Source organism: Cochleicola gelatinilyticus (assembly GCF_001637325.1).
Lineage (GTDB): Bacteria > Bacteroidota > Bacteroidia > Flavobacteriales > Flavobacteriaceae > Cochleicola > Cochleicola gelatinilyticus.
In genome coordinates this window covers 596,228-621,948 of record NZ_LRXL01000037.1, presented here as the reverse complement: position 1 = coordinate 621,948, position 25,721 = coordinate 596,228, and the positions used below count along the sequence as shown (strand labels likewise).

Sequence of the window (25,721 nt, the reverse complement as noted above, 5' to 3'; positions counted from 1 at the left end):
GATATTTAAACAAAAACAAATAATGAATAGCAAGAAAACCGTCACTATCTTTTCTCCGGCAACAGTTGCAAATGTAAATTGCGGGTTCGATGTCCTAGGCTTTGCTATTGAAGGAATGGGAGATATAATCACCTTAACAAAGGTCCCTAAAAATGGCATTCGCATCACCTCTATTACTGGAGCAACTCTTCCATTAGAAGCTTCAAAAAATGTTGCTGGAGTAGCAGGATTGGCTATGCTGGAATATTTAAAAGTAGACTTTGGATTTGAACTACAGATTAAAAAAGGAATTCCCCTCGGAAGCGGTACGGGAGGTAGTGCGGCGAGTGCGGCGGCCGTTGTATTTGGTATCAATCAGTTTTTGGAGAATCCGCTTTCACTTGAGGAACTTGCGTATTTCGGAATGAAAGGAGAAGTAGTTGCCAGCGGAAATGAACATGCTGACAATGTTGCACCCGCAATTTTTGGCGGATTTACACTTATTCCAGGATACGATCCTTTTGAAGTGGTTTCGCTTCCAACCCCTGCCAATTTATATGTGACTATTATTCATCCTCATTTAGTAATTAACACGAAAGACGCCCGAGAAATATTACCGAAAGTAGTGCCTTTACAACATGCGATACAACAAGCGGGCTACCTTGCAGGATTTGTATCGGGGCTATACACGAGCAATTACAATCTTATCTCTCGAAGTTTAAAAGATGTGTTAATCGAGCCCTATCGAAAGGAGCTTCTTCCCTTGTTTGACAAAGCGAAAAATATCGCATTACAAACAGGAGCATTAGGATTTGGTATAAGCGGTTCGGGACCTTCAATGTTTGCCTTATGTAAGGGGGAAGAAATTGCTGATGCTGTTTCAGAAAAGCTAAATTCCCTATACCAAACTTCAGAAATAAAAATAGATACACATGTTTCGAAAGTGAGTGAGAAGGGCAGTCGGGTTATTTCAGTTTACGAGGAATAAGAAAATACAAAACGAGTATAAATTATAATACAGATATGAAATACTATAGTTTAAATGGGGAGGCACCACAGACTTCTTTTAAAGAAGCAGTAATTAGAGGAATCGCACCCGACAAGGGATTGTATTTCCCGGAGCAAATTAAGCCTTTACCAAAGTCGTTTTTTGAAGATATACAGCATTATTCAAAAGAAGAGATCGCCTTCGAAATGATTCAACAGTTTATTGGGAACGAAATTCCTGCTTCGGCACTCAAAGAGATCATTCAAGATACGGTTTCATTCGATTTTCCGCTAGTTTCAGTTACTGAAAACATAGCATCCCTAGAGTTATTTCACGGTCCAACCATGGCTTTTAAAGATGTAGGCGCGCGTTTTATGGCTCGCTGTCTCGGGTACTTTTCTGAAACTTCCAAAGAAAAAAAGGAAGTTACGGTACTGGTTGCGACCAGTGGTGACACTGGTGGCGCAGTAGCTAATGGCTTTTTGGGAGTTGAAGGGGTAAAGGTGGTAATTCTTTATCCTAGCGGAAAAGTGAGCGATATTCAGGAAAAGCAATTAACTACTCTTGGACAAAACATCACAGCACTGGAAGTTGAAGGTAGTTTCGATGATTGCCAGGCCATGGTTAAAAAAGCATTTCTAGACGAATCTATTATTAAAAATCGCTCGTTAACTTCGGCAAATTCAATCAATGTAGCACGATGGTTGCCGCAATCGTTTTATTTTGCCTACGCATATCAACAACGCAAAGATTTTTCTAAACCTTTAGTATTTTCAGTACCTAGCGGAAATTTCGGAAACATCTGCGCAGGAATGGTAGCTCAGCGATTAGGAATGCCGGTCGCTCAATTTGTGGCTTCCGTAAACAGTAATGATGTGATTCCTTCTTTTATGGAAAGTGGAACCTATTCTCCAAAACCTTCCGTAGCAACTATTTCTAATGCAATGGATGTTGGTGACCCGAGTAATTTTATTCGCATTCAAAAGCTATTTAATAACGATTTTAAGGCACTTTCAAAAGTACTTACCTCCTATTCATTTTCAGATAAGGAAACAAAAAATGCTATTCAAGAATTATACGATAAGCACAACTATATTGCCGATCCGCACGGTGCCGTCGGCTATTTAGGGCTTCAGAAATACTTAAAAAATAATTCTGAAGAGGAAGGAATTTTTCTCGAAACAGCCCACCCAATTAAGTTCTTAGATGTTGTTGAGAACTCAACTGGCATAAAACTAGAAATTCCAAAACACATTCAAGAGTTAATTAAGAAGAAAAAGAAAGCTCATTCTGTTAAAAACTATACCGAATTCAAGTCCTATTTATTACAATCTTAATCGGTAAATAGTACCTTTGCACTTTAAAATTTCACCAATACTATCCTATGAAAAACACAGCACTCTCCAATATTCACGAAAAACTTGGCGCTAAAATGGTACCCTTTGCAGGGTATAATATGCCTGTATCCTACGAAGGTGTTAATGCCGAACATGAAACTGTAAGAAATGCAGTTGGCGTATTTGACGTATCCCACATGGGAGAATTTTTAATCACAGGACCTAACGCTTTGGCGCTCATACAACGTGTTTGCAGCAACGATGCCTCTAAATTGGTAGATGGACAAGCACAATATAGTTGTTTACCCAATGCAAAAGGTGGAATTGTTGACGACCTTATTATTTATCGCATTGAAGAAGAAAAATGGTTGTTGGTTGTAAATGCTTCAAACATTGAGAAAGACTGGGATTGGATTCAAGCAAACAACACTGTGGGTGCTGACATGAAAAATCTCTCGGAAGACTATTCACTCCTTGCCATTCAAGGACCTAAAGCGATTGAAGCGATGCAGTCACTTACTTCGGTAGATCTTTCAGAAATAAAATTTTACACCTTTAAAATAGCTGATTTTGCTGGAATTGAACACGTTATTATTAGTGCTACGGGATACACAGGTAGTGGCGGTTTCGAAATCTATTGTAAAAATTCGGAAGTAGCACAAGTTTGGACGAAAGTAATGGAAGCAGGAGCTGAATTCGGAATAAAACCAATTGGATTGGCTGCACGTGATACGCTTCGACTTGAAATGGGATATTGCCTCTACGGAAACGACATCGACGATACTACTTCTCCTTTAGAAGCTGGTTTAGGATGGGTAACTAAATTCACCAAAGATTTTGTAAACTCAGACAATCTGAAACAACAAAAAGAAGATGGAGTTCAACGCAAATTAGTTGGATTCGAACTTAACGAACGTGGTATTCCTAGACAAGGATATGCTATTGTTGATGCCGACGGAACAAAGATAGGAGAGGTAACAAGTGGAACTATGGCACCTTCAGTTAATAAGGGAATTGGACTTGGTTATGTACCGACAGCACTTTCTAAACCAGGCACAGAAATCATAATTCAGATTCGGAAAAACACCGTACCAGCAACAGTAGTAAAAACTCCATTTTATAAAGCATAAAATATTTTAGTCTAGTCTAAAAAATATAATTAAACATTTGATTGCTAGTAAACTAAACACCCTAAAGTAAATTAATGGTTGAATATCAAAAAATTTTAGATAAAATATATAGTGACCTAAAAAAAACCAAAGATCACGGTGAAGTTGCAGCTTATATTCCCGAATTAAAAAACGTAGATCCCGATAAATTTGGAATGTATTTAAACCGATTACATGGAGATAATTTTTATGTAGGTGATTGGAATGAATCTTTTTCAATACAGAGTATTTCTAAAGTTTTTACTTTGGGAAAAGCAATGTCTCTCATAGGAAATGATGTTTGGAAACGGGTGGATGTTGAACCCTCTGGAAACCCATTTAATTATCTTGCGCTATTAGAACAAGAAGAAGGAATTCCAAGAAATCCGTTAATAAATTCTGGAGCTATTGTTATGGCAGATATATTAGTATCTGAACTCGATGACCCTAAAAAAGATTTTTTACAATTTGTTCGTAATATTGCTAATGACGAATCGATTATCTACAATGAAAAAGTAGCAATATCTGAAGCAAAAACTGGCTTTACAAATTATGCAATTGCCAACTTATTAAAATCGTTTGATAATCTTCACAACGATGTGGAAACAGTAATGGACTTTTATTTCCATCAATGCTCACTTGAAATGACCTGTGAGCAGCTTTCAAATTCATTTTATTTGTTTGCCAATAGAGGGAAATGTCAACGAAATTGTGAATACCTCACTCTTAACCAAATAAAACGGATAAATGCCATTCTACTTACTTGTGGGTTTTACGATGAAGCCGGGGAATTTGCTTTCGAGGTTGGACTTCCTGGAAAAAGTGGTGTTGGAGGTGGAATTGTGGCACTATTACCTAACGAGTTTACGTTAACGTGTTGGTCGCCGGGTTTAAATCCGAAAGGGAATTCATATCTAGGCATGAAAGCTTTGGAAGCATTTACTACAGCGACCAATTTATCCATTTTTTAACGGATACAGGAGTCTTACATGGAAACAACCGCACGTACAAATATTGTTCTAATTCTTGGTGCTAGTGGATTTATTGGCAATACGATCTATAAGGAGCTTACCTCCTATTTTGATGTTTATGGAACCTATTGCACTCCTAACGACTTTTATAAATCGAATCAGGTTTTTTATCGTTATTGTGTAGAAGAAGACACTATTGAAACTATTCTCGAGGAAATACGCCCGAGTTTTATAATTTCTTGTATTCACGGAGATTTTGCAGCACAGTTTCAGTTATACAAAACACTATCAAAATACATTCAACAGCATCATTACAGCAACTTATTATATGTATCTTCCGCTAGTGTTTTCAGTGCGCGACACCACCTTCCTTCTTATGAAAATGACAAACCTGTTTCAGAAAGTGTTGAGGGAAAATTTAAAGCTTCCGTAGAAAAAATTTTACTTACTGAAATCCCCGCACAAACAGCGGTATTGCGATTGCCCATGGTTTTAGGGATTCATTCCCCTCGGATCATCCAATTTCGTGAAGCAATAAAACATCAAGCGGCATTCGAGGTATATCCTAATGTTATTATTTCGGTAACTACGGCACAAAAAATTGCACAGCAAATTCACTATATTTTAAACAAACGACTGTCGGGAATTTTTCACTTAGCAAGCAGCGACATGACGCATCATGAAGACCTGTTTCGGGAGATCGCTTCTACTATGAATACTAAAATGCCTATCTTTAAGAGCGTATTTACTAGTAATGACGATCGGTATGCGGCGATACTTTCAAAAATAAATCCCTTACCCGATCCGTATACAATTACAGTTTCCGAAGTAATTGAAGACAGTACATTACCAGAGGAAATTACAACATTTAGAAATTAAAATTATGAAAGCATTTACAGAGAAAGAAATTAACGAAAAACTGAAAGATTTTGAAGGTTGGGAATATTTTGAAAATAGCATTCACACCGCCTTTGAATTTGAAAACTTTAAAGAGGCCTTTACCATGATGACTCGCATTGCGTTTGAAGCAGAGCGACTACAACATCATCCAGACTGGTCGAATGTGTATAATACGGTAAGCATTAGTCTTTCCACACATGATGCAGATGGAGTTACTGAGAAGGATTTCGAACTAGCCAAAACAATAGACAATCTAATGGGGTAACTTCCTAAAAGAGCTGCTAAAATCATTTTTTAAATTTTAGCGGGTATAGGTAGGATTTTTTATATTTGGGTTGCACTAATTTATTAAAGAATAAAGGGTTTCTTCGGAAAGCCATACTAAACAAATTTGAATTATGGGAAGAGCTTTTGAATTTAGAAAAGCGAGAAAAATGAAACGTTGGTCGGCGATGTCGAAAGCGTTTACACGTATTGGAAAAGATATTGTAATGGCAGTAAAAGAAGGAGGACCAGATCCCGATTCGAATGCCCGATTACGTGCTGTAATTCAAAATGCCAAGGCGGTAAACATGCCTAAAGATAACGTTGAACGTGCAATTAAACGCGCCAGCGATAAATCGTTAGGAGATTTTAAAGAAGTTTTGTTTGAAGGCTACGCGCAACATGGAATTGCTATTCTTATTGAAACAGCTACCGACAATAACACACGAACCGTTGCTAATGTACGTTCGTACTTTAATAAAACAGACGGAAGCTTAGGAACATCTGGGTCTACCGTATTTATGTTCGACCATACCTGTAATTTCAGAATTAATGGAGAAGGAATTGAATTGGAAGAACTAGAGTTAGAACTTATCGATCACGGTGTAGAAGAAATTTTCGAAGATGATGATGGAGTTCTTATTTACGCTCCTTTTGAAAGTTTTGGTGCCATTCAAGCGTATTTAGAAGAAAATAACATTGAGATCTTATCTTCAGGTTTCGAGCGAATTCCTCAAGTAACTAAGAAGCTTACTTCGGAAGAAGCTGCCGATGTAGAGAAACTTTTAGAGAAATTAGAAGAAGACGATGATGTTCAAAACGTATATCACACGATGGAAGAAACCGCTGACGAATAACGTCTAAATTTTATATAATAAAAAAGCCCTTTTCAGAAATGAAAAGGGCTTTTAAGTTAAGTGTTTCGTATGAACTTATTCACTGTAAAAATACAATGAAGATGCACCGCTTAATGTATTATTTACACTAGGTGCAATATTACCGCCTGCATCAGCATTGGTAAAAGCAAGTACTCTTCCTCCTCCATTTGCTCTTTCAGCAATAAAAACAGTATTAGTATCTGAATCAAATTCAGCCGAAATAGGATTTCCTAAAAAAGTATTACTTCCTGCAACTCGAACTTGATCGCTAACCGCTAATGTTCCACCATCTGCAACGCCAGAGAATTTAGAGTCGAAATCGGTTATAATATGGAAACCTCCATCGTTATCTACTGCTGCATCACCAATATCAGTTAAGATCATTGTACCATCATCGTATCCAATACCATGAGTTCTAACAATACCTTCTACTGTAATCGTTTTACTTGCAGCTACTGTAGCGTCTGTAGTATTTGATGCACTAAAGTTAGTAAATACTGCTAATTGATTTGTTTTATCTACAACTGCATACAGGTTATTTCCAACAAATTCAATACCCCATACTGCAAAATCTACTGTTACAGTATTACGAAGTGTAAACCCGTTATCTCCTTTTACAAATACAAATAATCTTCCATCATTCGTAGTAGTATCACCATCTACATCTGCATTATCGGACACAACATAAATGTCGTCGTTTACTGCTAAATCTCTAGGACTTAATAAAACTGGTGAAGAACTAATAGTAGCATTTAATGTAACACCATCTGTTGCTGCATCAATATTTGCGTACGTATTTAATTGTAATGGGGCTCTTGAAGACAATGTTAACTCGTTAGTGTCATCATCATAATATAGACCTTCAGAATCGGTTGATAATGTTACAAACATTTCTGAAGTGGTATTGCTCATATCACTCATATCGTACTTAGTAACATTTCCATCGGTATTACTAGAAGCATACAGTTCTACTCTAAGATCTTCAGATGGAATTTCGCCACCGTTATCATCATCGTCGCTACAAGACACCATACCAAATGATACGATTGCAGCCATTGCTAAAAATTTAATTGATTTCATAAGTTTGTTTTTTTTATTTCTACATAGATAGGAATAAGTAGAACAACTTTGAAAAACCTAAAAAACACTTAACTAACATTTAACAACACATATCTGATTAACAAAGTGTTACGGAAACACAAGGTGATTTCTATTAACAAGATATTAATCTAAATTTCTGTTAAATTCTCGTAGCTAGAATTAACATTTATCGGGAAATTTTCCGATGATTCCTTTATAGAAACTTTTCAAGGTGTTTTCGTCGTTTTGAATGTTTCCTGTTGGGTAGAATGCGCTCCCGATATGAATTGTTTTATTTGGATAATCGAAACCTATAGGAATAATTGGAACATTTGCAGAAATAGCGATATAATAGTATCCGGTTTTCCACTTCTCAACTTTATTTCGGGTTCCTTCGGGAGCGATTGCAAGTCGAAACTCATCGTGTGCTTGAATTACTTTTGAAATAGCTTCAACTTTATTTTCTGAAGTACCCCGATTTAACGGTGCTCCCCCCATCCATTTAAAGAACCATCCAAAAGCACCGGTAAATAATTCTTTTTTCCCAACAAAGTTAATCTCCACTTTTAAGATTCTTCTTGCCGCAATCGAAATAAGAAAATCTTGATAACTGGTATGAGGCGCACAAATTAATACAGACCGCTTTATAGCACGATCAAAATCACCGTTGATTTTCCAACCAAAGACTGTAGTATATAAAAATTTTGTGAAGCCCATATAATGTAATTATCCAATTACATTTTTAAATATAGCTGTTTCAATTTATCACGAGTCATAATAGTTTCCCAATTATCTCCTAAGGCATTCTCCCAAAGGGGGACAAGACTAAGGGCGATATCGATCATCGTATTTATTTGATTTTCGGTAAGATTACTACAGAGTCCTTTTGGTATTGTAATATTAAATTTGTCGACCATCTTTTTAAACAATGCAACATCTTTAGGGTAAAATTCTTCTAAATGATCGAAAACGATGCAGTTTCCAATACCGTGCTTAGTTCCTAATACATAAGAAAGTCCATAACTCATAGCATGTGCGACACCAACTTGAGAGTACGCGATGCTCATTCCTCCGTGCCATGAAGCCATCATTAATTTTCCTCTTGATTCTTCTTCAGATAGATTTTCATCTTCTAAAAATATTTCCATACAGAGATCGTATGCTTTCTCACCATAGCTTTGACTAAAGGCATTTAAAAAAGTTCCGTTTAAAGATTCAACACAATGAATAAAGCAATCCATTCCCGTGTAAAACCATTGATTTTTAGGAACACCTATCGTTAGATTTGGGTCTAAGATAACTTGATCGAATGGTGTAAAATCACTATTAATCCCTAGTTTTCTAACGGGTCCTGTAAGAACCGTAGTTCTCGACACTTCTGCACCAGTACCTGAGATTGTTGGAACTCCAACATGATAAACCGCCTTAGTTTTAACGAGATCCCAACCTTGATAGTCGGAAGCACTTCCCTTATTAGTTAACATAATTGCTACAGCTTTGGTCAAGTCTAGAATTGTGCCTCCACCAACACCAACAATTCCCGAAGGTTTATAGGTAAACTCTTCTTTAATCTCTTTAACAATCTGATCTACTTGAGATGTTTTTGGCTCTTCGTCTGCTGAGATAAAAATTAATTTATCATTAAACCTCAAGTTTATACGATCGACAAAGATTTTATTCTCTTTAAAAACGTCATCCACTAAGAATATAAAAGGAGCTTTATCTTTTCGTTGTGGGTTTAAGATTGAAGAAAGTTGGTCGAAACTTCCCTGTCCGAATACCACTTTTGGCACCATTGGAAAATTTCTGTATTTATTATTAACCGTTTCTCTTTTTTCTTCTTTTAATATTTTATTCGCACGCACTAGATCTTCTGGCGTATCTATTTCTATTCCTTGTGTGTTTGATATTGCCATTTTAATATTTTTACCATATTCTAAATACCGAATGCATTCAATCTTTTCTGCAGCTTCCAAAGATCGCATTGGTAATCTATAGAAATCTAAAATTGCTTGTTTTCTAAAAGCGTAAATCCCTTTATGTTTATAGTATTGAACTGCAGCATTTTTATCTCTTGGATATGGAATTGGAGAGCGTGAAAAATACTGTGCAAAATTATCTTTATCTACTATCACTTTTACACAGTTAGGGTCGCTAATCTCCTTCCAGTCGTGAATTTCGGTCATTAGTGAAGCAAGATCAATCTTTTCTGCGTCTGGACCATCAAAGACACGCAACACCTGCTCTAAACCTTCCTTACTAGTAAAAGGTTCGTCCCCTTGAACATTCACCACAATATCAACATCCATATTTTCGACCGCTTCTGCAATACGATCACTTCCACAATCATGTGTTTTTACGCTCATGATTGCTTTTCCCCCATTCATTTCTATTTCTTGAAAAATTACGTCACTATCGGTTACCACATACACTTCATCAAAAAGTTCGGTTGCTTTTGCAGCCTCATAGGTACGCACAATAACTGTCTTACCACCAAGGTCTTGCATTAATTTTCCGGGAAATCTCGATGCGCCGTAACGCGCGGGAATCATAGCTATTATTTTCATAGAATCTGTGAGGACTTATTAATTAGATACCGAAAACGACTTTTGGTTGCTTCCTCATTATCGTTTCCTTTTTTCTGAAAGTTGTCAAAAATATAAAAGATCAAGGACGTGGCGATGGCTTTTTCCGAAGCTTTTTATAAAATCTAAAGATTCCATAAAATAATAGAAGTACAACTATAAATGCGACTATGGGTATAAAAATTGATGCAACAGACATAATCGTTGCAGTTCCTGTTTCTACAGTTGTTACTAAAGGGTTTGCAATACCACCAGTTGTTGCGGTCGACCCTACCCGTAATGCCGCTGCATTCCCTTTTATTGCTGATGCAGTACCCCCTCCAGCGATAATGGCCAAAGCCCAGGTTACAACTGGATCCATATCGGCAACAGTCGCTACTATAACAATAGTGCCCGCTACCGTTGCTAATGGTAAGGCAATCGTATCTAATAAATTATCGAACCATGGAATGTAGTACCCGAATATTTCAAGGAATGTGGCAGCAGCTAAAGTAATAATTGCTGTTAAACTTCCTATCCATTCCCAATTTTCCGTTAGCGGAATGTATTCGTAATATCCAGCAATGCTTAAAGCAAGTAAAGGAAGAAACACTCGAAAACCTGCAGAAGCCGCAAGACCAATGCCTAAAAATAAACTGATTAAAACTGAAAAGGTATCCATTGCCACTAATCTACAAAAAACTCATTCTTAAAACCAATGAGGTATAATTTTTCTTTTGCTCGGGTAATGGCTGTATACAACCACCTTAAGTATTCTTTATCGATTCCGTTAGGTAAATAAGGCTGCTCAACAAAAACGGTATTCCATTGTCCTCCTTGAGATTTATGACACGTAATAGCGTATGAGAATTTTACTTGTAGCGCATTAAAGTATTTGTTCTTTTTTACCGCCATGAACTTTTTATATTTTGATTTTTCATCTGCGTAATCTTTCATCACTTCTTGATACAAACGGTTGGAATCTTCATACGGCAGCGAAGGTGTTTCCGAAGTAAGAGTATCTAAAAGTAATACTGTTTCAAACGGCTTCATATCTGGATAATCCACCATTTGTACTTGTACTTCAGCAAATTTAAATCCGTAGAGCTCTTTAATTCCGAAGATCTCTAAAATTTTTATAATATCACCATTGGCAATAAACCCAGCTTCACTGGTAGTTTTTACCCAGAAATAATTGTTTTTTACCACCATTAGATAATCTCCTGCAGCCAATTCTTCTTCTTGAAATAGAATACGATTACGAATGTTCTGATTGTACAGATTGGCTCTTTTATTAGATCTAACAATAATTACGGTGTCTTCGTTTCCTAGTTGGTGATACGAATCGCTAATTGCTTCTAACAACTCGTTGCCATCTAACGGGCGAATTACATCTGTATAAGGTAGTTCAGAAAACTTAAACGTGTCGTAAAAGCCCTCGTCAAGATGTTCTCTTAATTTAGTAGCATTTATAAGAATACCACTTTCTCTTTCTTGCCGCACTACTTCATCGAGCTCTATAGAAACAACCTCTTTATTATAATGATTTTCGAGCGTTCGGGCATCTAGAGCTGGACTAATATCTAATTTTATAGGAGGCAATTGTGCAGTATCTCCTATAAGTAATAATTTACAATTGTGTCCAGAATATACGTATTCCATAAGGTCATCTAGTAATGAACCATTCTCAAATAGTTTTGCGTCTTGATTAATATCCGGGATCATAGAAGCTTCATCGACGATAAATATTGTATTTCTATGCTTGTTTTTCTGAAGTGTGAACGAAACACCACCTCCCTTTTCTCCTTTTGGGAAATATATTTTCTTATGAATTGTAAACGCTTCCTTGTTAGAATAATTACTAATTACCTTAGCTGCTCTACCCGTAGGGGCTAATAAAACAGGTGATTGTTTTACTTTCCAGAGGTTTTTCACTAGGGTTCCTACAATTGTTGTTTTTCCAGTACCCGCATAACCTTTTAGTAAAAAGGTCTCATTTGCTACATCATTCAAGACAAAAGCAGCTAATAATTGAAGCGTAATGTCTTGTTTTGCAGTTGTGTTAAATGGGAAGTCAGATTTTAAAAGGCTATAAAAATGTGGTACATCCATGTATCGAAGGTTACTAAGTGGGTTTAAAGATAGCTATGATTTTTTCAGAATATACTTTAACGAACAAAAAAAAATTGTAGATTTGCGATAGACCTTACTCTAAAAAAAACACTTAAACTATCATACAATGAAATTAGTAATTCAGTTAGTTCTTTGGGTTGTTATCGTCTTTTTAGGATATCAACTTTACAATTCAGTAATCGGCCCTGTTAATTTTAACAAAGTAAAAGAGGCTCGCTACGCCAAAGTCATTAAAAACTTAAAAGATATTAAGAATGCAGAATTAGCGCATCAAGAAATTACAGGAAAATTTACTGGAGATTTTGATAGTTTAATACGATTTTTAGATACTGCAAAATATGCTATCACTGTAAGACGTGATACAAGTTATGCTGATCAAGCTAAAAACAAGGCTTACGGACTAGATGCACTTACTGGAGGATATATTATCGAAGAAATTGTAACCGATACGTTAGGTTTTACCTCTGTTAAAGATTCTTTATACAAAGGAAGCGATCGTTTTAAAACAATGATGAACGTTCCTATAGAAGGAGTTAATGAAAAATTCGAATTAAAAGCTGGAAGCATTGTAAAAAATAAATCCAAATATCCTGTTTTTGAAGCTCGTGTTGCCAAAGATTTAATTCTTGGTGATAAAAACAAAGATTTATTGGCTCAAGAAAAGCAAGTTGTATCTGTAGATGGTGTAAATGGTGCCTATATTTCGGTAGGTTCTATGACCGATGTTAATACTACTGGTAACTGGCCTAAAAAGTACGACACTGCACAAGACAAATAACATATCAAATTCTATATCGAAAAGACTGTCCGTTCAAGTTTCATTGACCGGACTTTCTTTTTTGATACAGCAAGGTTCCTCCTGCGAAACACTTTTCTTTTATGAAAAAGAGTTTTCGAACAGTCGAACACCAGAAGAGTTACTTTTTGAGATTAACAAAATAGTAAAGCAAAAAGAGGAACTAGGCGTATCATTCGATGAAGTTTCTGTAGTCTACGCAACCGATTGTTATACATTGGTCCCTTCTTCCCTATTCGATCCTGAGAAAGCTGTAGAATATCTTAAGTTTAATACAAAGATATTAGGAAACGATTTTATCGCACATGATAAGGTAACTCTTGGAGATGTGATTGTAGTTTATGTCCCTTTTGTAAACATTAACAATTACTTTTTTGAGCGTTTTGGAACTTTTCAATATTATCATGCCACATCCGTTCTTTTGGAGAGTATTCTTAAAAAAGAAAGACATTCTATATTGCCAAAAATCTTTCTTCATGTACAAAAAGAGCATTTCGACTGTATTATTATAAAAAATGGACAACTAGAACTTTGCAACAGCTATCCGTTTCGTACTACAGAGGATTTTATATATTATGTATTATTCGCGATGGAACAACTTCAACTTTCTACAGAAAATACACAGGCCTATATCTTCGGAAAGATTACACGAGACGATAATCTTTATACCGCACTATATACATATATTCGGAACATTGAATTTTTTAAAGACAATAGAACAACTCCTTCTGAAACAAATTTAGAAGATCACCAGCATTACTTAATTCATCAAGTACTATCCTAATGCGAATTATTTCAGGCACATATAAAGGCAAACGACTAACAGCACCAAAAAATCTTCCTGTACGCCCTACAACAGATTTTGCTAAAGAAGCTTTATTTAATATTCTTCGACATCGCATCGATTTTCACAATAGTTCCCTGTTAGATCTTTTCGCAGGAACGGGAAATATAAGTTACGAATTTGCTTCTAGAGGAACAGAAGATATCACCGCCGTTGATATGCATTACGGATGTGTGAAATATATAAATAGTATTGCTGAAGAGTTATCTTTTCAAATAAGCACTGTAAAAGCAGATGTTAAAAAATACCTCAATTCGAAACATAGAAGCTTCGATGTGGTTTTTGCAGACCCTCCATATGCATTTACTCCAGAGGACCTTCAAAAAATGGTTGAAAAAATTTTTAATAATGATTTACTCAATTCTGAAGGTATTGTAATCATTGAACATACCAAACATACAGATTTATCTCACGTCGTTAATTTTAAGGAAGCACGTAGGTATGGCGGTTCTGTATTTAGTTTTTTTGAAATTTAATTTTAAAAGAATAAGTCATATCGAATCTTTATATACCATTTTTAGGAATTTACAATACCTTTAATACTACTCTCAAAATTGTAGAAGCTATTAAAACAAACATTCTGTTTAATTACTTGAAAATCAAAAATTCGCATAATTTATAGCGTTAAATTGTATTATAAAATGAATGGTCTCTAAATTTAGTTTAACATATTTATAACACGAGATATTATTAAAATGGGAAAAACAATCGGTAGCTTTAGTGATGGTTGTATAGTAATACACCAAAAAATAAACCCCATATTAATTTAAACTAAGAATTCATGGTAACCCCACAACCAGAAATTCTTGAATTGGATTTTATCCGCTTTGAGATATACCCCACATACTTAATTGGTACAGCCAAAGAAGGCAGTGTTATATCTACTCAAGAACGTATTATAATAGATGATGTCTTCAACAAATATTATAAAGACAAACCTTTCGGTTATATATCTAATCGGGTAAATGATTATACCGTAGACCCCATTAGTTATTTAAAACCAGTAATTTACCCATTGTTTTTAGGGGTTGCTGTAGTATGTTATTCAGAAAAATCAAAGGAAATAGTAATGTTTGAAAAAAAATTTCATCCTGGTTCTTTTGAAATTTTTGAAAACCTACAGGATGCTGAAAAACACATGGAAAGTCAATTAAAATATTTTAAAAAAGCAGGCCTATAAGCCGAGTTCTGTCTTTTAGAACACTAAAAGCCTTATCATTTATCTGGATATTTCGTTACCGAAATACTCTATCTGCCTACCCTCCTGCATCGGGCGGGAACCCTTAAGCACAGGTTTACGTGACATTTCACCGCATAGAGTTTACCTGGTTTCACTACAGCATTATCTGTACATTCTTTCTGTTGCACTGGTCCTTTCATATATATAACATGACGACGGCTGTTAGCCGCTATGCTTCCCTATGGTGCTCGGACTTTCCTCCCTGCTTTATTTATAAAACAAGACGATAAGGTGGCCTGCTGTTACAAATGTACTTTAATGTTAATAAATAGCGTAAAATTACACGTGCAACTTTTCAATAAATAGTCCCACATACTTATATTTGTTGAGGCCTATGGAACATTTTATTGTATCAGCAAGAAAGTACCGCCCTACCGTTTTTAAAGACGTTGTAGGACAACAAGCTATTACTAATACGTTAGAAAACGCTATTAAAAATGATCATTTAGCTCAGGCTCTTTTATTTACAGGACCTCGTGGTGTAGGGAAAACTACTTGTGCTCGTATTCTTGCAAAAAAAATTAATCAAGACGGTACCGAAAAAGAAGACGAAGATTTTGCTTTTAACATTTTCGAACTCGATGCGGCTTCTAATAATTCAGTAGATGATATTCGTAATCTTATAGATCAAGTTCGAATTCCTCCTCAGGTTGGAAATTATAAAGTGTATATTATCGATGAGGTGCACATGCTTTCATCTGCCGCTTTTAATGCATTTTTAAAAACATTAGAAGAACCGCCGAAGCATGCGATTTTTATTCTTGCCACAACCGAAAAGCATAAGATTATCCCAACCATTTTATCTCGGTGCCAAATCTTCGATTTTAGACGAATTACTGTACAGGATATAAAAGGTCATTTGGCAGAAGTCGCCCGTTCTGAAGGTATAGAAGCCGAAGATGACGCACTTCATGTAATCGCTCAAAAAGCAGACGGAGCCCTTAGAGATGCGCTTTCTATTTTCGATCGAGTTGTTAGTTTTTCTGGGAAAACTATGACTCGTGAAGCGGTTACCGAAAACTTAAATGTCTTAGATTATACGTATTATTTTAAAATTACCGACCTCCTTCTATCCAACAACATTCCGCAGGTTTTAATAGCATACAATGAAATTTTGGCAAAAGGATTTGATGGTCATCATTTTATAATGGGTATTGCTTCCCATTTTCGCGACTTGCTTGTTTGTAAAAACCAAGAAACAATTTCACTTCTTGAAGTTGGGGAACAAGTAAAAACGATGTATTTCGAACAATCCCAAAAAACAAGCACCGAGTTTCTATTAGAAGCGATTCAAATAGCCAACAGCTGCGATCTTACTTATAAAAATAGTCGCAATCAGCGATTATTGGTCGAACTTTGCTTGTTACAATTAGCCTCCCTTACTGCAAAGGGTGAAAAAAAAAACTCTAATTCCTTCTTACTAGCGGGTAAAGATCGTTTTGTATTACCTCCCTCCCACTTTAAAAAACAGGCAACAGAACCTGTATTTTCTGAAACAACATCAGAGAATCAAGTAAATAATAGTACTTCGGAAATAAAACTGGATGGCCCTTCAGAAGCCTCCTTGAATAATAATGCTTCTCAAAGTACTGAAACTATTCAGAAAACGGAAGATGCTACTATAGAAGAAGCTTCAGAAAGTTCTAATGTTGCAATGGTATCAACCTTTAAAAAACCTTCCGAAGAAAAAAAAGAAAAAGTAATCGATCGCCCGCAATTACTGGCGGAACGCAATGCCAAAAAGGTATCTGGACTTTCATTAAAAAGCATTCAGAAGAAAAAAGAATTACAGGAGGAATTGGTAGCTAAACAACCCGATCAGAAAAATCTACCTACAAAAGAATTTACCGAAGAGGCAATGATCGCAACTTGGAACGAGTATACTAAGAAAGTTGAAAGTGATGGTAAGTATAATTTGTTATCTCACCTTACTATGGGTGTTCCCAGGCTAGAAGGATCTTTAATTCATTTAGAATTCCCCAACCAAACCATTAAAACCGAGGTGGAACGCGCTAAATACGATCTGCTTGGTTTTATTAGAGAACAACTGGAAAATTACGATATCGACCTTTCTATTGAAGTGAATGAAACGGCTGTAAAACGCTATGCGTATACTCCTATTGAAAAGTTTCAAAAACTAAAAGAAAAGAACCCTCTTATCGAACAATTAAGAAAAGAATTCGACCTAGATATTTAAAAATACATGAAAGAAGAAAATCCAATAAAAATGCTAGGGCTACAACTTCCTACCGATCCTCGATGGGTTAATATTGTAGAAAAAAATATTGAAGAAATTCTAACAGATCACGCTTATTGTGAACAAAAAGCTGCTTCTACAGCCATCTCTTTGATTGTAAGTTTTCCAGAATATTCGGAGTTAATTCAAGAAATGGTAGCTCTGGTTAAAGAAGAAATTAGTCACTTTAAAATGGTACATGACAAGATTTTAGAGCGTGGATGGATCATGGGTCGGGATCGAAAAGATGACTATGTAATTGCTATTACAAAGTTTTTTCCAAAAGGCGGGAGTCGAACCACACAACTGGTTCACCGACTTTTATACGCAGCACTTATTGAAGCACGAAGCTGTGAACGTTTTCGTTTGTTGAGTGAACAACTAGAAGATAAAAAACTTGCCGAATTTTATCGGAATCTAATGGTAAGTGAAGCCAATCATTATACAATGTTTCTTCAGTTCGCTCGAAAATATGGTGAAAGTCGTACCGAAGTAGATAAGAAATGGCAGGAATTACTCGCTTTTGAAGCAGAGGTAATGAAAGGTCTTAGCAAAAATGAAACGATACATGGGTAACCTATGATTTCTATTAAAACATTTCAGATATTTTTTGTAGCATGCTTTGCTACCCTTAGTATAACAAGTATGGCGCAACAACCAACCAATTCGATGGTTAAAAAATGGTGTTATTGTTTTGTTGAAAATAGTGAAGGCAAAAGTGTATGGCATAAAGTAGATTGTGACCTCTCTACACTGAGCAAAAACGAAATAACCGCGCTTCAATATAAATTAAAAAATTACGGCTACGACCTTGAGATTACGGGCATGCTAAATATGACTATGGCGAATGCTTATACTGATAGTAAAAAGAAAAAAGCATCAAAAATTTAAAAACGTAGATAATTAAAAAACAAGAAACTCATCGTGTAGCACCATTACCATCTTCTACAAGACTTTTAGATTATTGTGTAGGAGTTTTTGAAACAGTTTCCACCAAATCAGCTTTAAAGAAAGCTTTTAAAAAAGAATTGATTTTTTTAAATGATTCGGTGGCGCATGGTAGCAACTATATAAATGGTGGTGAAATTATCACACTATACAGAGATGAAGAACTATTTCTGAAAAAACAAATAGAACTGTCATTATCGGTTTGTTACGAAGATGATCACCTTGCAATCATTCATAAACCAGCAGGGATCTTGGTTAGTGGAAATAAAGCAAAAACGATTGTGAATGCGTTGTCTTTCAATTTGAAGAAAAGTCAACAACCAGATGCCTTATTACAACCACAACCAGCACACAGACTTGACTTCGCCACAAATGGCTTATTAGTAATTGGTAAAAGTAAATCTGCGTTACAAGCTTTAAACTTATTGTTTAAAAAAAAACAAATTGTAAAAACCTATCATGCAGTAACGCAAGGCGCTATGATAAAAACGCAACACCTTGATATTGCAGTAGACGGAAAGAAATCGGCAACTAACTATAAAGTGCTTAAAACAGTTGCTTCCTCTAAATATGTATATTTAAATCTCGTTCAATTACAACCTTTAACCGGACGGAGGCACCAATTGCGAAAACATATGGCAGAGATTGGCTCTCCGATTTTAGGAGATGCATTATATGGTATAGAAGGAGCTATTCTAAAAGGAAAAGGATTGTTTCTACAAGCTAGCTCGCTTTCATTTAGACATCCATTTACATCTGAAGAAATTTCTATCATGTTACCTCTTCCTAAGAAATTTCAAAAATTATTTCCTGTTTAAAAAACTTTCGATGTTTTTTCAGCTATTTTTTCGTTGTACAGACTTTTAATAATTCCGTCTGAAAGTCCGATCTTCGGAACATAACAATTCTTTGCTTTTCCCCATTTCATTGCAGATAAATAAATTCGTGTTGCTGGAATAATAACATCCGCACGATCGGGATTCATATTTAGCTCTGTGATACGTTCTTCATAAGAATAGTTGCGTATAAGCTCAAAGTAGTTAGCAAGAAAAAAATAACTTAAAGGTTTCCCTAATTTTACACCACTATTTTTATAAATGTGATTTATATTTCCTCCAGAACCAATCATACTCACTTTCGTATATTCCTTGGTGTTTTCTTTAATCCATTGCTCTACCTGTTCCCACATAGTGTCTTCCACCATATCGTTAATTAATCGCACCGTACCTAATTTAAAAGAGCGAGATGCTACGGTATGGCCGTCTGCGAAAATTGTAAATTCCGTACTTCCACCACCAACATCTACGTAAAGAAAGACTTTATTATCTTGTATCAATGATTTAAGATCGGTTGATGCAATTATGGCAGCTTCATCATTTCCATCAATAATATTAATCTTTAAGCCAGTTTCATTTTCAATATTTTCGGCAATAGCCGCGCCATTTTTCGCTTCCCGCATCGCTGAAGTAGCACACGCCCTAAATCGAACTATATTATGAGTTTTAACTAATAATTTGAATGCCTGCATGGCATCTACCATACGTGCTGCGTTAGTTTCTGAAATTTCTCCTTCTAAAAAAACATCTGCTCCCAATCGAATTGGAACTCGCACTAATGATGTTTTTTTAAATAATGTATCTTTTCCTTCCTGTTCGATTACAGATGCGACTAACAACCTTATGGCGTTAGACCCAATATCTACTGCGGCATATTTTTCTATGTGTAACAATTATTAGGCGTTTAATTTTTGTTGGTAATATTCGTATAATTTGAATTGTGAACGAACTTTTTCTTTTCTGTTTTTACGATAGGCATTGTCTTGCTTATCTGAAATAACACGAGCTTTTACATTATCGCTCCAACTAATTTCGAAGGTGTCAAGAATTTCTTTTTTAATGGCTTCATCATAGATAGGGCAGGATATTTCTACCCTACTATCAAGATTTCTACCCATAAAATCTGCTGAAGAAATATAGATTTTTGTATCCCCTGCATTTTCAAAAATAAATAATCTTGGATGCTCTAAAAATTTATCGACGATACTAATAACCTCAATAGTTTCACTCATTCCCTTTACTCCAGGAATTAAACAACAAATACCTCTCACAATTAGTTTTATTTCTACCCCAGCGCGACTTGCTTGATACAATTTATCGATAATTTTAAAATCGGAAAGGCTATTAAGTTTCAGTTTAATTCCGCTTGAATTGCCATTCTTTTTGTTTTCAATTTCGGTATCAATTAGGTGATACAAGGCATTTCTAGTATAATGCGGAGATACAATAAGATGTTTGTATTTTTTTATTTTGTAATTCACTTCAAAAAAATCGAACACTTTATTAATCTCTTTGCAAATCTTCTGGTTGGAAGTGAATAAGGTATAGTCTGTATAAAGCCGTGCTGTAGATTCGTTAAAATTTCCTGTGCTTACAAACACATACCGTTTTAATTTTTCGTTTTCTATTCGTTCTATGTAACACGCTTTGCAATGTACTTTTAATCCAGACACCCCAAATATAAGTTGCACTCCTTCACTTTGCATTTGTTCTGCATAACTAATATTTGCTTCTTCATCGAATCGAGCTTGTAATTCAATTTGTACCGTAACTTCTTTACCGTTCTTTGCAGCATTAATTAAAGAACTGGCAATATGCGACACCTGCGCAAGCCGATAAATAGTAATTTTTATAGCTCTTACTTTTGGATCTAACGCTGCTTCTCGTAAAAATTTAACTACGTAAGAAAAAGTTTGATAGGGAGCATACAAAAGAAAGTCCTTTTGAGCGATCATTTCAAACAAACTTCCTTGTAATTTTAAGTCTGGTATTCGTAATGGTGTAATTTTTTCATACAAAAGATCCTCTCTTCCTAAGCTTGGAAACCCCATATAATCTCTTCGATTGTGGTAGCGACCTCCAGGAATTAAACTATCGGTTTCATCAACACCCATTTTATCTAAAAGATACTTCAAGGTTTTTCTGTCAATCTTTTTATCGTATACAAATCGAACCGGATCTCCTACACTTCTGTTTTTTACACTTTTAGAAATTTTATCTATAAAACTACGACTTAGATCACTGTCGATATCCAATTCTGCATCCCTCGTAATTTTAATCATATGGGCTGAAATACTGGAATATTTAAATATGCTAAAAATGTTATGCAAACAATACCTAATAAGATCATCTAAGATTATTATGTATTGTTTATCACCCTCTTGTGGCAGGACCACAAACCGCTCAATCACCTTTGGAATCTCAATTAATGCATAATTATTTTTCTCTTCAAATGTTTCATCTTCTTTAGACATGACCATTCGAACAGCGAGATATGCCGCACTATCTTTTAACGAGGGAAATTGCTCTAATTCACCTATCATGATGGTAACTAGCGCCGGGCTTACCTTTCTAATAAAATATTCTGAAATAAATTGACTTTGAGTTTCTGAAACTTCAGTTTCATCTATAACAAATATGTTTTCTTTCTGAAGCTCTCCTTTAATCGATTTTAGAATACGAAGGCTGGTAGATTGTTGATGTATCACCGTTTGTGTGATCTCTTCTAATAAATCTTTCGCTGTGATTCCTCCCAACACACTTTTTCCGCCCTTACCAGCATCTGCAATTCTCTTAACAGTCGCATAACGAACTTTAAAAAATTCATCCAAATTATTAGAAAAAATACCTAAAAAACGAAGGCGTTCGATGAGCGGTACAGATGTGTCCGCAGCTTCCTGTAACACACGTGCATTAAATTGCAACCAACTTAATTCACGATTTCTATATTGGTTGGTCGTATTTGAATCGATTTTTATCTCTGTCATTATTTTTTTAAATCTCTTGGGAATACCGTTTTAACCGTTTTTCCTGTTGTGATATCTTTCCAAGAATCCACGGGAAATTCGATCATTACAAAGCCGCAAGTCGGCACATTGTCAATATACTTGTTTCCAAGCATATTTGCAATTGAAGTAAACGCATGATTATGTCCAACGATCATAATACGATCCTGTTGATCTTCCAAACTTTTCACAATTTGCATTACCTGCTGTCCGCTAAAATCGTAAAGAGCACTGTTCGTTGAAAAATCAGCCTCCGAAATATTTAACGCATCTTTAAAGTAATGTGCAGTAGATAAAGCTCTATTAGCATCACTACTAACAATTTTTTGAGGTGGCTCAAAATTTTTAGCGACATATTGAGACACCAATTTCCCATCTCGTTTTCCTCTACCCTTCAAAGGTCTTTGGTGATCGCCAACATCATGTTTCCATGAGGATTTAGCGTGTCGAACCATATAAAGTGTTTTCATATATTATTTTTAATTGATGTTCTTATTTCTATTATAAAGTAAAAATTAAGGCTGCAGACGTTGAATTTTCCATTCTTTACCTTCTTGGATATACTGAATTCGGTCGTGTAAACGACTTCGTCTTCCCTGCCAAAATTCAAATGCTGTGGGTCTAATTAAATATCCTCCCCAATGCGATGGCTTCGGAATTTCCTTTCCTTCGTAAGCAACTTCTAGTTCAGCAAGTCTATTTTCCAAGACGTTTCGACTCTCAACAGGAGAACTTTGTTCTGAAACTAACGCTCCTAACTGACTCTTTCTTGGACGGGAATGAAAATAAGCAGTGGATTTTTCTTCCGAAATTTTTTCAGCAATTCCTTTTACACTAATCTGTCGTTCCATAATCCCCCAATAAAAAGAAATGCAGACATGTGGAAATGCTTCAATAGAAATTCCCTTTTCACTTGTATAGTTGGTATAAAAGATAAATCCTTCTGAAGTTATTTCTTTTAACAATACCACTCGTCCCCGTGGAAATCCATCGGTACCCATGGTAGAAAGTGTCATTGCATTAATCTCTGCAACGGTTTCTGAAGCTTCCGTTTCTTTAAACCATTGCTGAAATTGCTCTATCGGATTGTCGCACACAATCGATTGGTTTAATTCGCCTTTTTCATAAGATTTACGGTAGTTCTGAAGATCTTGATTCATACTTTGAAGCTTTGTGGCAAGGTACGAGATTTACAGAATGATATAAAAACTAGATTATTAAATATGTATTAAATTTTTAACAATCACCATTCGAAAACTTTCCCATCTTCCGCTAGTTCAACACGTTCAAAAAGCTCTTGTGCTTCTGTACGAAACATTTCTAGATCTTTATAGCGTCCCGAATAATGTCCAAGAATTAATGTGCCTACCCCAGCTTTTTTGGCAATAGCCGCAGCCTCTTTACTTGTACTATGCTTTGTTTTTTCAGCAAGGTCTGCATGTTGTTCTAAGAACGTTGCTTCATGATACAGCCTATCTGCGCCTTCGATGATAGGAACGATTGCAGGAGCATACGCCGTGTCACTACAATAGGCATACGATTTTGGTGCGTCTGGTGGAAATGTAACGTGTTCGTTAGGTATGAGGTCCCCTTTTTCATTGACCACATCATTTCCTAATTTTATTTTTTGAAAATAACTCTGATCGATATGTGCTGCACGTGCTGCTTCAACATTTAGTTTTCGGGCTTTAGGTTTTTCTTTAAATAGAAACCCATTGGTATATACGCGATGCTCTAATGGAATTGTTTTTACTGAAACTTTTTCGTCTTCAAAAATAAGTTCTGAAGCATTACTCTCTAATTCGTGGAAATACAAATTGTAATTGGTCCACGATTTTCCTAGCTTTAACTGAAGCGTAATAGCTTCTTTTATGCCCTTAGGGCCGTATACATGAAGATCTGCTTCCCTTCCCAACAAGCGAAACGTAGATATTAATCCGACAAGGCCAAAAAAATGATCGCCATGTAAATGCGAGATAAACACATGTTTAATACGAGCAAACTTTACCTTATACCTTCGCAGTTGTACCTGTGTACCTTCCCCACAATCGATCAAAAACAGATGACCACGAACTTCTAACACCTGTGCTGTTGGATGTGCGTCCCAACGTGGTGTAGCAGAATGGCAACCGAGAATGGTAAGTTTCATTTTGAAAAATTAAGGGTGAATACACGGCAAATAATGATCGGTTGGTATAAATCATTATTCATTATACAAAGGTTGTTTAAAACCCGAGATCACGCTCTATGGCTTCCATTTCAATAATATCTTGCCCTTCTTGTAGTGTAGGAACTACAATCATTTCCATAGGGATATCATCAGGATTAATAGCATCGTTCACAATTACAAAAGAGTGTTTTGTTTTGCGGTGCAAGTTAGAAACTTTTAAGAACAATAATAATTCGGGGAGTTCCAGTTCTTTGTAATCCGAAAGGTTTAAAACGACGTTTTGCCCTTTAAATTTATTCGGAATTTGATATTCTAGAAAAGAGGCAAAATCGGCTGCATCATCTTTTTCGTCGGCTAGTATCACAAAGTTTTCGTGATTTTCAATCTTCATTGTGTTGTATTTTTGAAGCTAATAAATAGAGCACGGCCATGCGCACAGCAACTCCATTTTGTACTTGGTCTAATATAATGGCTTGTTTGCTGTCTGCAACATCACTGGTAATTTCAACACCTCGGTTAATAGGTCCTGGGTGCATTAATACAATTTCTTTATTAAGTGAATCTAATAATTTTTTATTCACTCCAAATTGCTGAGTATATTCTCTTGTTGAAGGGAAAAAACTAATGTCCATTCGTTCATTTTGTACTCGGAGCATGTTAGCAACATCACACCATTCTAGAGCTTTTCTTAAATTTGGTTCGAAACTAACATTTAAACTTTCTATATATTTCGGAATAAGTGTCTTAGGACCACACACTTTAACCGAAGCTCCAAGTTTTTGAAGAGCAAATATATTCGATAATGCTACACGAGAATGAAGAATATCTCCCACAATTACGACTTTTTTTCCGGCAACATCTCCTAATTTTTCACGAATTGAATAAGCATCCAGTAATGCTTGGGTCGGATGTTCATGCGCTCCATCACCAGCATTTACAATACTAGCATTTACGTGTTTGGATAGAAAAACACCTGCCCCTGGATTGGGGTGTCTCATTACAACCATGTCCACTTTCATAGACAGAATATTGTTTACGGTATCGATGAGGGTTTCTCCTTTTTTTACTGACGAAGAGGCTGCAGAAAAATTAATAACATCTGCAGAAAGTCGTTTTTCTGCCAACTCAAACGAAAGTCGTGTTCGTGTACTATTTTCAAAAAATAGATTGGCGATTGTAATGTCACGAAGCGAAGGCACTTTCTTAATGGGACGATTTATTACTTCTTTAAAATGATCGGCAGTTTCGAAGATGAGCTGAATGTCATCCTCGGTAACGTATTTAATTCCCAATAAGTGATTTACACTTAGTTCTTTCATTAGTTTTTTATTCAAAAACGCTATAGGCTTAAGGCATGTTGCTTTAAGCTGCCTATTGCATATAGCTTAAAGCTTGTTGCGTAAA

The 25,721-nt window shown here is 35.7% G+C and carries 26 protein-coding genes and 1 other RNA gene; 14 read left to right on the top strand and 13 right to left on the bottom strand.

Going from position 1 to position 25,721, the window contains the following annotated elements:
- Window positions 1-22 precede the first annotated feature (22 nt).
- The 7 genes from ULVI_RS10450 to ULVI_RS10420 all read left to right on the top strand — a co-directional run bounded on the left by ULVI_RS10450 (window position 23) and on the right by ULVI_RS10420 (window position 6,444).
- A complete protein-coding gene (locus ULVI_RS10450) occupies window positions 23-967 on the top strand; it encodes a homoserine kinase (RefSeq protein WP_068592500.1) in 945 nt (314 codons plus the stop codon).
- 35 nt (window positions 968-1,002) lie between these two features.
- Window positions 1,003-2,304 (top strand): threonine synthase, encoded by a 1,302-nt coding sequence (gene thrC, locus ULVI_RS10445; RefSeq protein WP_068592499.1) that lies wholly within the window; start codon window positions 1,003-1,005, stop codon window positions 2,302-2,304.
- Between the two features lie 47 nt (window positions 2,305-2,351).
- Window positions 2,352-3,434 carry a glycine cleavage system aminomethyltransferase GcvT gene (gene gcvT / locus ULVI_RS10440; protein WP_068592498.1) on the top strand — a complete coding sequence of 361 codons (1,083 nt, stop codon included), beginning with the start codon at window positions 2,352-2,354 and terminating at the stop codon, window positions 3,432-3,434.
- A gap of 74 nt (window positions 3,435-3,508) precedes the next feature.
- Window positions 3,509-4,423, top strand: a complete 915-nt coding sequence (locus ULVI_RS10435; RefSeq protein WP_068592497.1) for a glutaminase — start codon at window positions 3,509-3,511, stop codon at window positions 4,421-4,423.
- Window positions 4,424-4,441: 18 nt separating this feature from the next.
- The gene (locus ULVI_RS10430; RefSeq protein WP_068592495.1) at window positions 4,442-5,302 is read left to right on the top strand and encodes a sugar nucleotide-binding protein; all 861 of its coding nucleotides are present in this window, start codon (window positions 4,442-4,444) and stop codon (window positions 5,300-5,302) included.
- A 4-nt stretch (window positions 5,303-5,306) separates the two neighbouring features.
- The gene (locus ULVI_RS10425) at window positions 5,307-5,588 is read left to right on the top strand and encodes a 4a-hydroxytetrahydrobiopterin dehydratase (protein ID WP_068592493.1); all 282 of its coding nucleotides are present in this window, start codon (window positions 5,307-5,309) and stop codon (window positions 5,586-5,588) included.
- Window positions 5,589-5,721: 133 nt separating this feature from the next.
- Window positions 5,722-6,444, top strand: a complete 723-nt coding sequence (locus ULVI_RS10420) for a YebC/PmpR family DNA-binding transcriptional regulator (protein ID WP_068592491.1) — start codon at window positions 5,722-5,724, stop codon at window positions 6,442-6,444.
- Window positions 6,445-6,519: 75 nt separating this feature from the next.
- On the opposite strand, the gene ULVI_RS10415 is transcribed toward ULVI_RS10420, so the two are convergent.
- From ULVI_RS10415 to ULVI_RS10395, 5 genes are all read right to left on the bottom strand, one after another.
- Window positions 6,520-7,545 (bottom strand): hypothetical protein, encoded by a 1,026-nt coding sequence (locus ULVI_RS10415; RefSeq protein WP_068592489.1) that lies wholly within the window; start codon window positions 7,543-7,545, stop codon window positions 6,520-6,522.
- A 180-nt stretch (window positions 7,546-7,725) separates the two neighbouring features.
- Window positions 7,726-8,262: a 1-acyl-sn-glycerol-3-phosphate acyltransferase gene (locus ULVI_RS10410; RefSeq protein ID WP_068592487.1), complete on the bottom strand. Its 537-nt coding sequence runs from the start codon at window positions 8,260-8,262 to the stop codon at window positions 7,726-7,728.
- Window positions 8,263-8,279: 17 nt separating this feature from the next.
- Window positions 8,280-10,112: a 3-deoxy-manno-octulosonate cytidylyltransferase gene (gene kdsB, locus ULVI_RS15795; RefSeq protein ID WP_394330940.1), complete on the bottom strand. Its 1,833-nt coding sequence runs from the start codon at window positions 10,110-10,112 to the stop codon at window positions 8,280-8,282.
- A gap of 100 nt (window positions 10,113-10,212) precedes the next feature.
- Window positions 10,213-10,791 carry a DUF4126 domain-containing protein gene (locus tag ULVI_RS10400; protein ID WP_068592485.1) on the bottom strand — a complete coding sequence of 193 codons (579 nt, stop codon included), beginning with the start codon at window positions 10,789-10,791 and terminating at the stop codon, window positions 10,213-10,215.
- Between the two features lie 5 nt (window positions 10,792-10,796).
- On the bottom strand, window positions 10,797-12,221 hold the full coding sequence (locus tag ULVI_RS10395) for an ATP-dependent DNA helicase (RefSeq protein WP_068592482.1): 1,425 nt from the start codon (window positions 12,219-12,221) through the stop codon (window positions 10,797-10,799).
- A 127-nt stretch (window positions 12,222-12,348) separates the two neighbouring features.
- Here ULVI_RS10395 and ULVI_RS10390 point away from each other — a divergent pair, with 127 nt between their 5' ends.
- From ULVI_RS10390 to ULVI_RS10380, 3 genes are read left to right on the top strand one after another with little or no spacing between them, the layout of a single operon-like run.
- Window positions 12,349-13,020 (top strand): hypothetical protein, encoded by a 672-nt coding sequence (locus ULVI_RS10390; protein WP_068592481.1) that lies wholly within the window; start codon window positions 12,349-12,351, stop codon window positions 13,018-13,020.
- A complete protein-coding gene (locus ULVI_RS10385) occupies window positions 12,965-13,822 on the top strand; it encodes a DUF3822 family protein (protein WP_082830842.1) in 858 nt (285 codons plus the stop codon). Before ULVI_RS10390 ends, ULVI_RS10385 begins: the two co-directional genes overlap by 56 nt.
- Window positions 13,822-14,358 carry an RsmD family RNA methyltransferase gene (locus tag ULVI_RS10380; RefSeq protein ID WP_068592480.1) on the top strand — a complete coding sequence of 179 codons (537 nt, stop codon included), beginning with the start codon at window positions 13,822-13,824 and terminating at the stop codon, window positions 14,356-14,358. Before ULVI_RS10385 ends, ULVI_RS10380 begins: the two co-directional genes overlap by 1 nt.
- Window positions 14,359-15,043: 685 nt before the next feature.
- Here ULVI_RS10380 and rnpB read toward each other — a convergent pair.
- An RNA gene (gene rnpB, locus ULVI_RS10375) (RNase P RNA component class A) lies at window positions 15,044-15,365 on the bottom strand.
- Window positions 15,366-15,456: 91 nt separating this feature from the next.
- Here rnpB and ULVI_RS10370 point away from each other — a divergent pair.
- The 4 genes from ULVI_RS10370 (at window position 15,457) to ULVI_RS10355 (ending at window position 19,124) form a co-directional block, all read left to right on the top strand.
- Window positions 15,457-17,319, top strand: coding sequence for a DNA polymerase III subunit gamma/tau (locus tag ULVI_RS10370; protein WP_068592476.1), 1,863 nt, complete (start codon window positions 15,457-15,459; stop codon window positions 17,317-17,319).
- 30 nt (window positions 17,320-17,349) lie between these two features.
- The gene (gene miaE, locus ULVI_RS10365; RefSeq protein WP_068592591.1) at window positions 17,350-17,934 is read left to right on the top strand and encodes a tRNA-(ms[2]io[6]A)-hydroxylase; all 585 of its coding nucleotides are present in this window, start codon (window positions 17,350-17,352) and stop codon (window positions 17,932-17,934) included.
- 3 nt (window positions 17,935-17,937) lie between these two features.
- Complete coding sequence (locus ULVI_RS10360; RefSeq protein WP_068592474.1) at window positions 17,938-18,249, top strand: hypothetical protein; 312 nt, start codon at window positions 17,938-17,940, stop codon at window positions 18,247-18,249.
- A gap of 137 nt (window positions 18,250-18,386) precedes the next feature.
- Window positions 18,387-19,124 (top strand): RluA family pseudouridine synthase, encoded by a 738-nt coding sequence (locus ULVI_RS10355; RefSeq protein WP_241780978.1) that lies wholly within the window; start codon window positions 18,387-18,389, stop codon window positions 19,122-19,124.
- On the opposite strand, the gene ULVI_RS10350 is transcribed toward ULVI_RS10355, so the two are convergent.
- The 7 genes from ULVI_RS10350 to ULVI_RS10320 all read right to left on the bottom strand — a co-directional run bounded on the left by ULVI_RS10350 (window position 19,121) and on the right by ULVI_RS10320 (window position 25,636).
- Window positions 19,121-20,035 (bottom strand): Ppx/GppA phosphatase family protein, encoded by a 915-nt coding sequence (locus ULVI_RS10350; protein ID WP_068592471.1) that lies wholly within the window; start codon window positions 20,033-20,035, stop codon window positions 19,121-19,123. The genes ULVI_RS10355 and ULVI_RS10350 overlap by 4 nt on opposite strands.
- Before the next feature lie 3 nt (window positions 20,036-20,038).
- Complete coding sequence (ppk1, locus tag ULVI_RS10345) at window positions 20,039-22,129, bottom strand: polyphosphate kinase 1 (protein WP_068592469.1); 2,091 nt, start codon at window positions 22,127-22,129, stop codon at window positions 20,039-20,041.
- Window positions 22,129-22,617: a SixA phosphatase family protein gene (locus ULVI_RS10340; protein ID WP_068592467.1), complete on the bottom strand. Its 489-nt coding sequence runs from the start codon at window positions 22,615-22,617 to the stop codon at window positions 22,129-22,131. Before ULVI_RS10340 ends, ppk1 begins: the two co-directional genes overlap by 1 nt.
- 45 nt (window positions 22,618-22,662) lie before the next feature.
- Window positions 22,663-23,307, bottom strand: a complete 645-nt coding sequence (gene pdxH / locus ULVI_RS10335; protein ID WP_068592465.1) for a pyridoxamine 5'-phosphate oxidase — start codon at window positions 23,305-23,307, stop codon at window positions 22,663-22,665.
- A gap of 83 nt (window positions 23,308-23,390) precedes the next feature.
- Window positions 23,391-24,296, bottom strand: a complete 906-nt coding sequence (locus ULVI_RS10330) for a ribonuclease Z (RefSeq protein ID WP_068592463.1) — start codon at window positions 24,294-24,296, stop codon at window positions 23,391-23,393.
- A 76-nt stretch (window positions 24,297-24,372) separates the two neighbouring features.
- A complete protein-coding gene (locus tag ULVI_RS10325) occupies window positions 24,373-24,708 on the bottom strand; it encodes a ribonuclease Z (RefSeq protein WP_068592461.1) in 336 nt (111 codons plus the stop codon).
- Window positions 24,698-25,636, bottom strand: a complete 939-nt coding sequence (locus tag ULVI_RS10320) for an aspartate carbamoyltransferase catalytic subunit (protein WP_068592460.1) — start codon at window positions 25,634-25,636, stop codon at window positions 24,698-24,700. The genes ULVI_RS10325 and ULVI_RS10320 overlap by 11 nt, the downstream gene beginning before the upstream one ends.
- Window positions 25,637-25,721 lie beyond the last annotated feature (85 nt).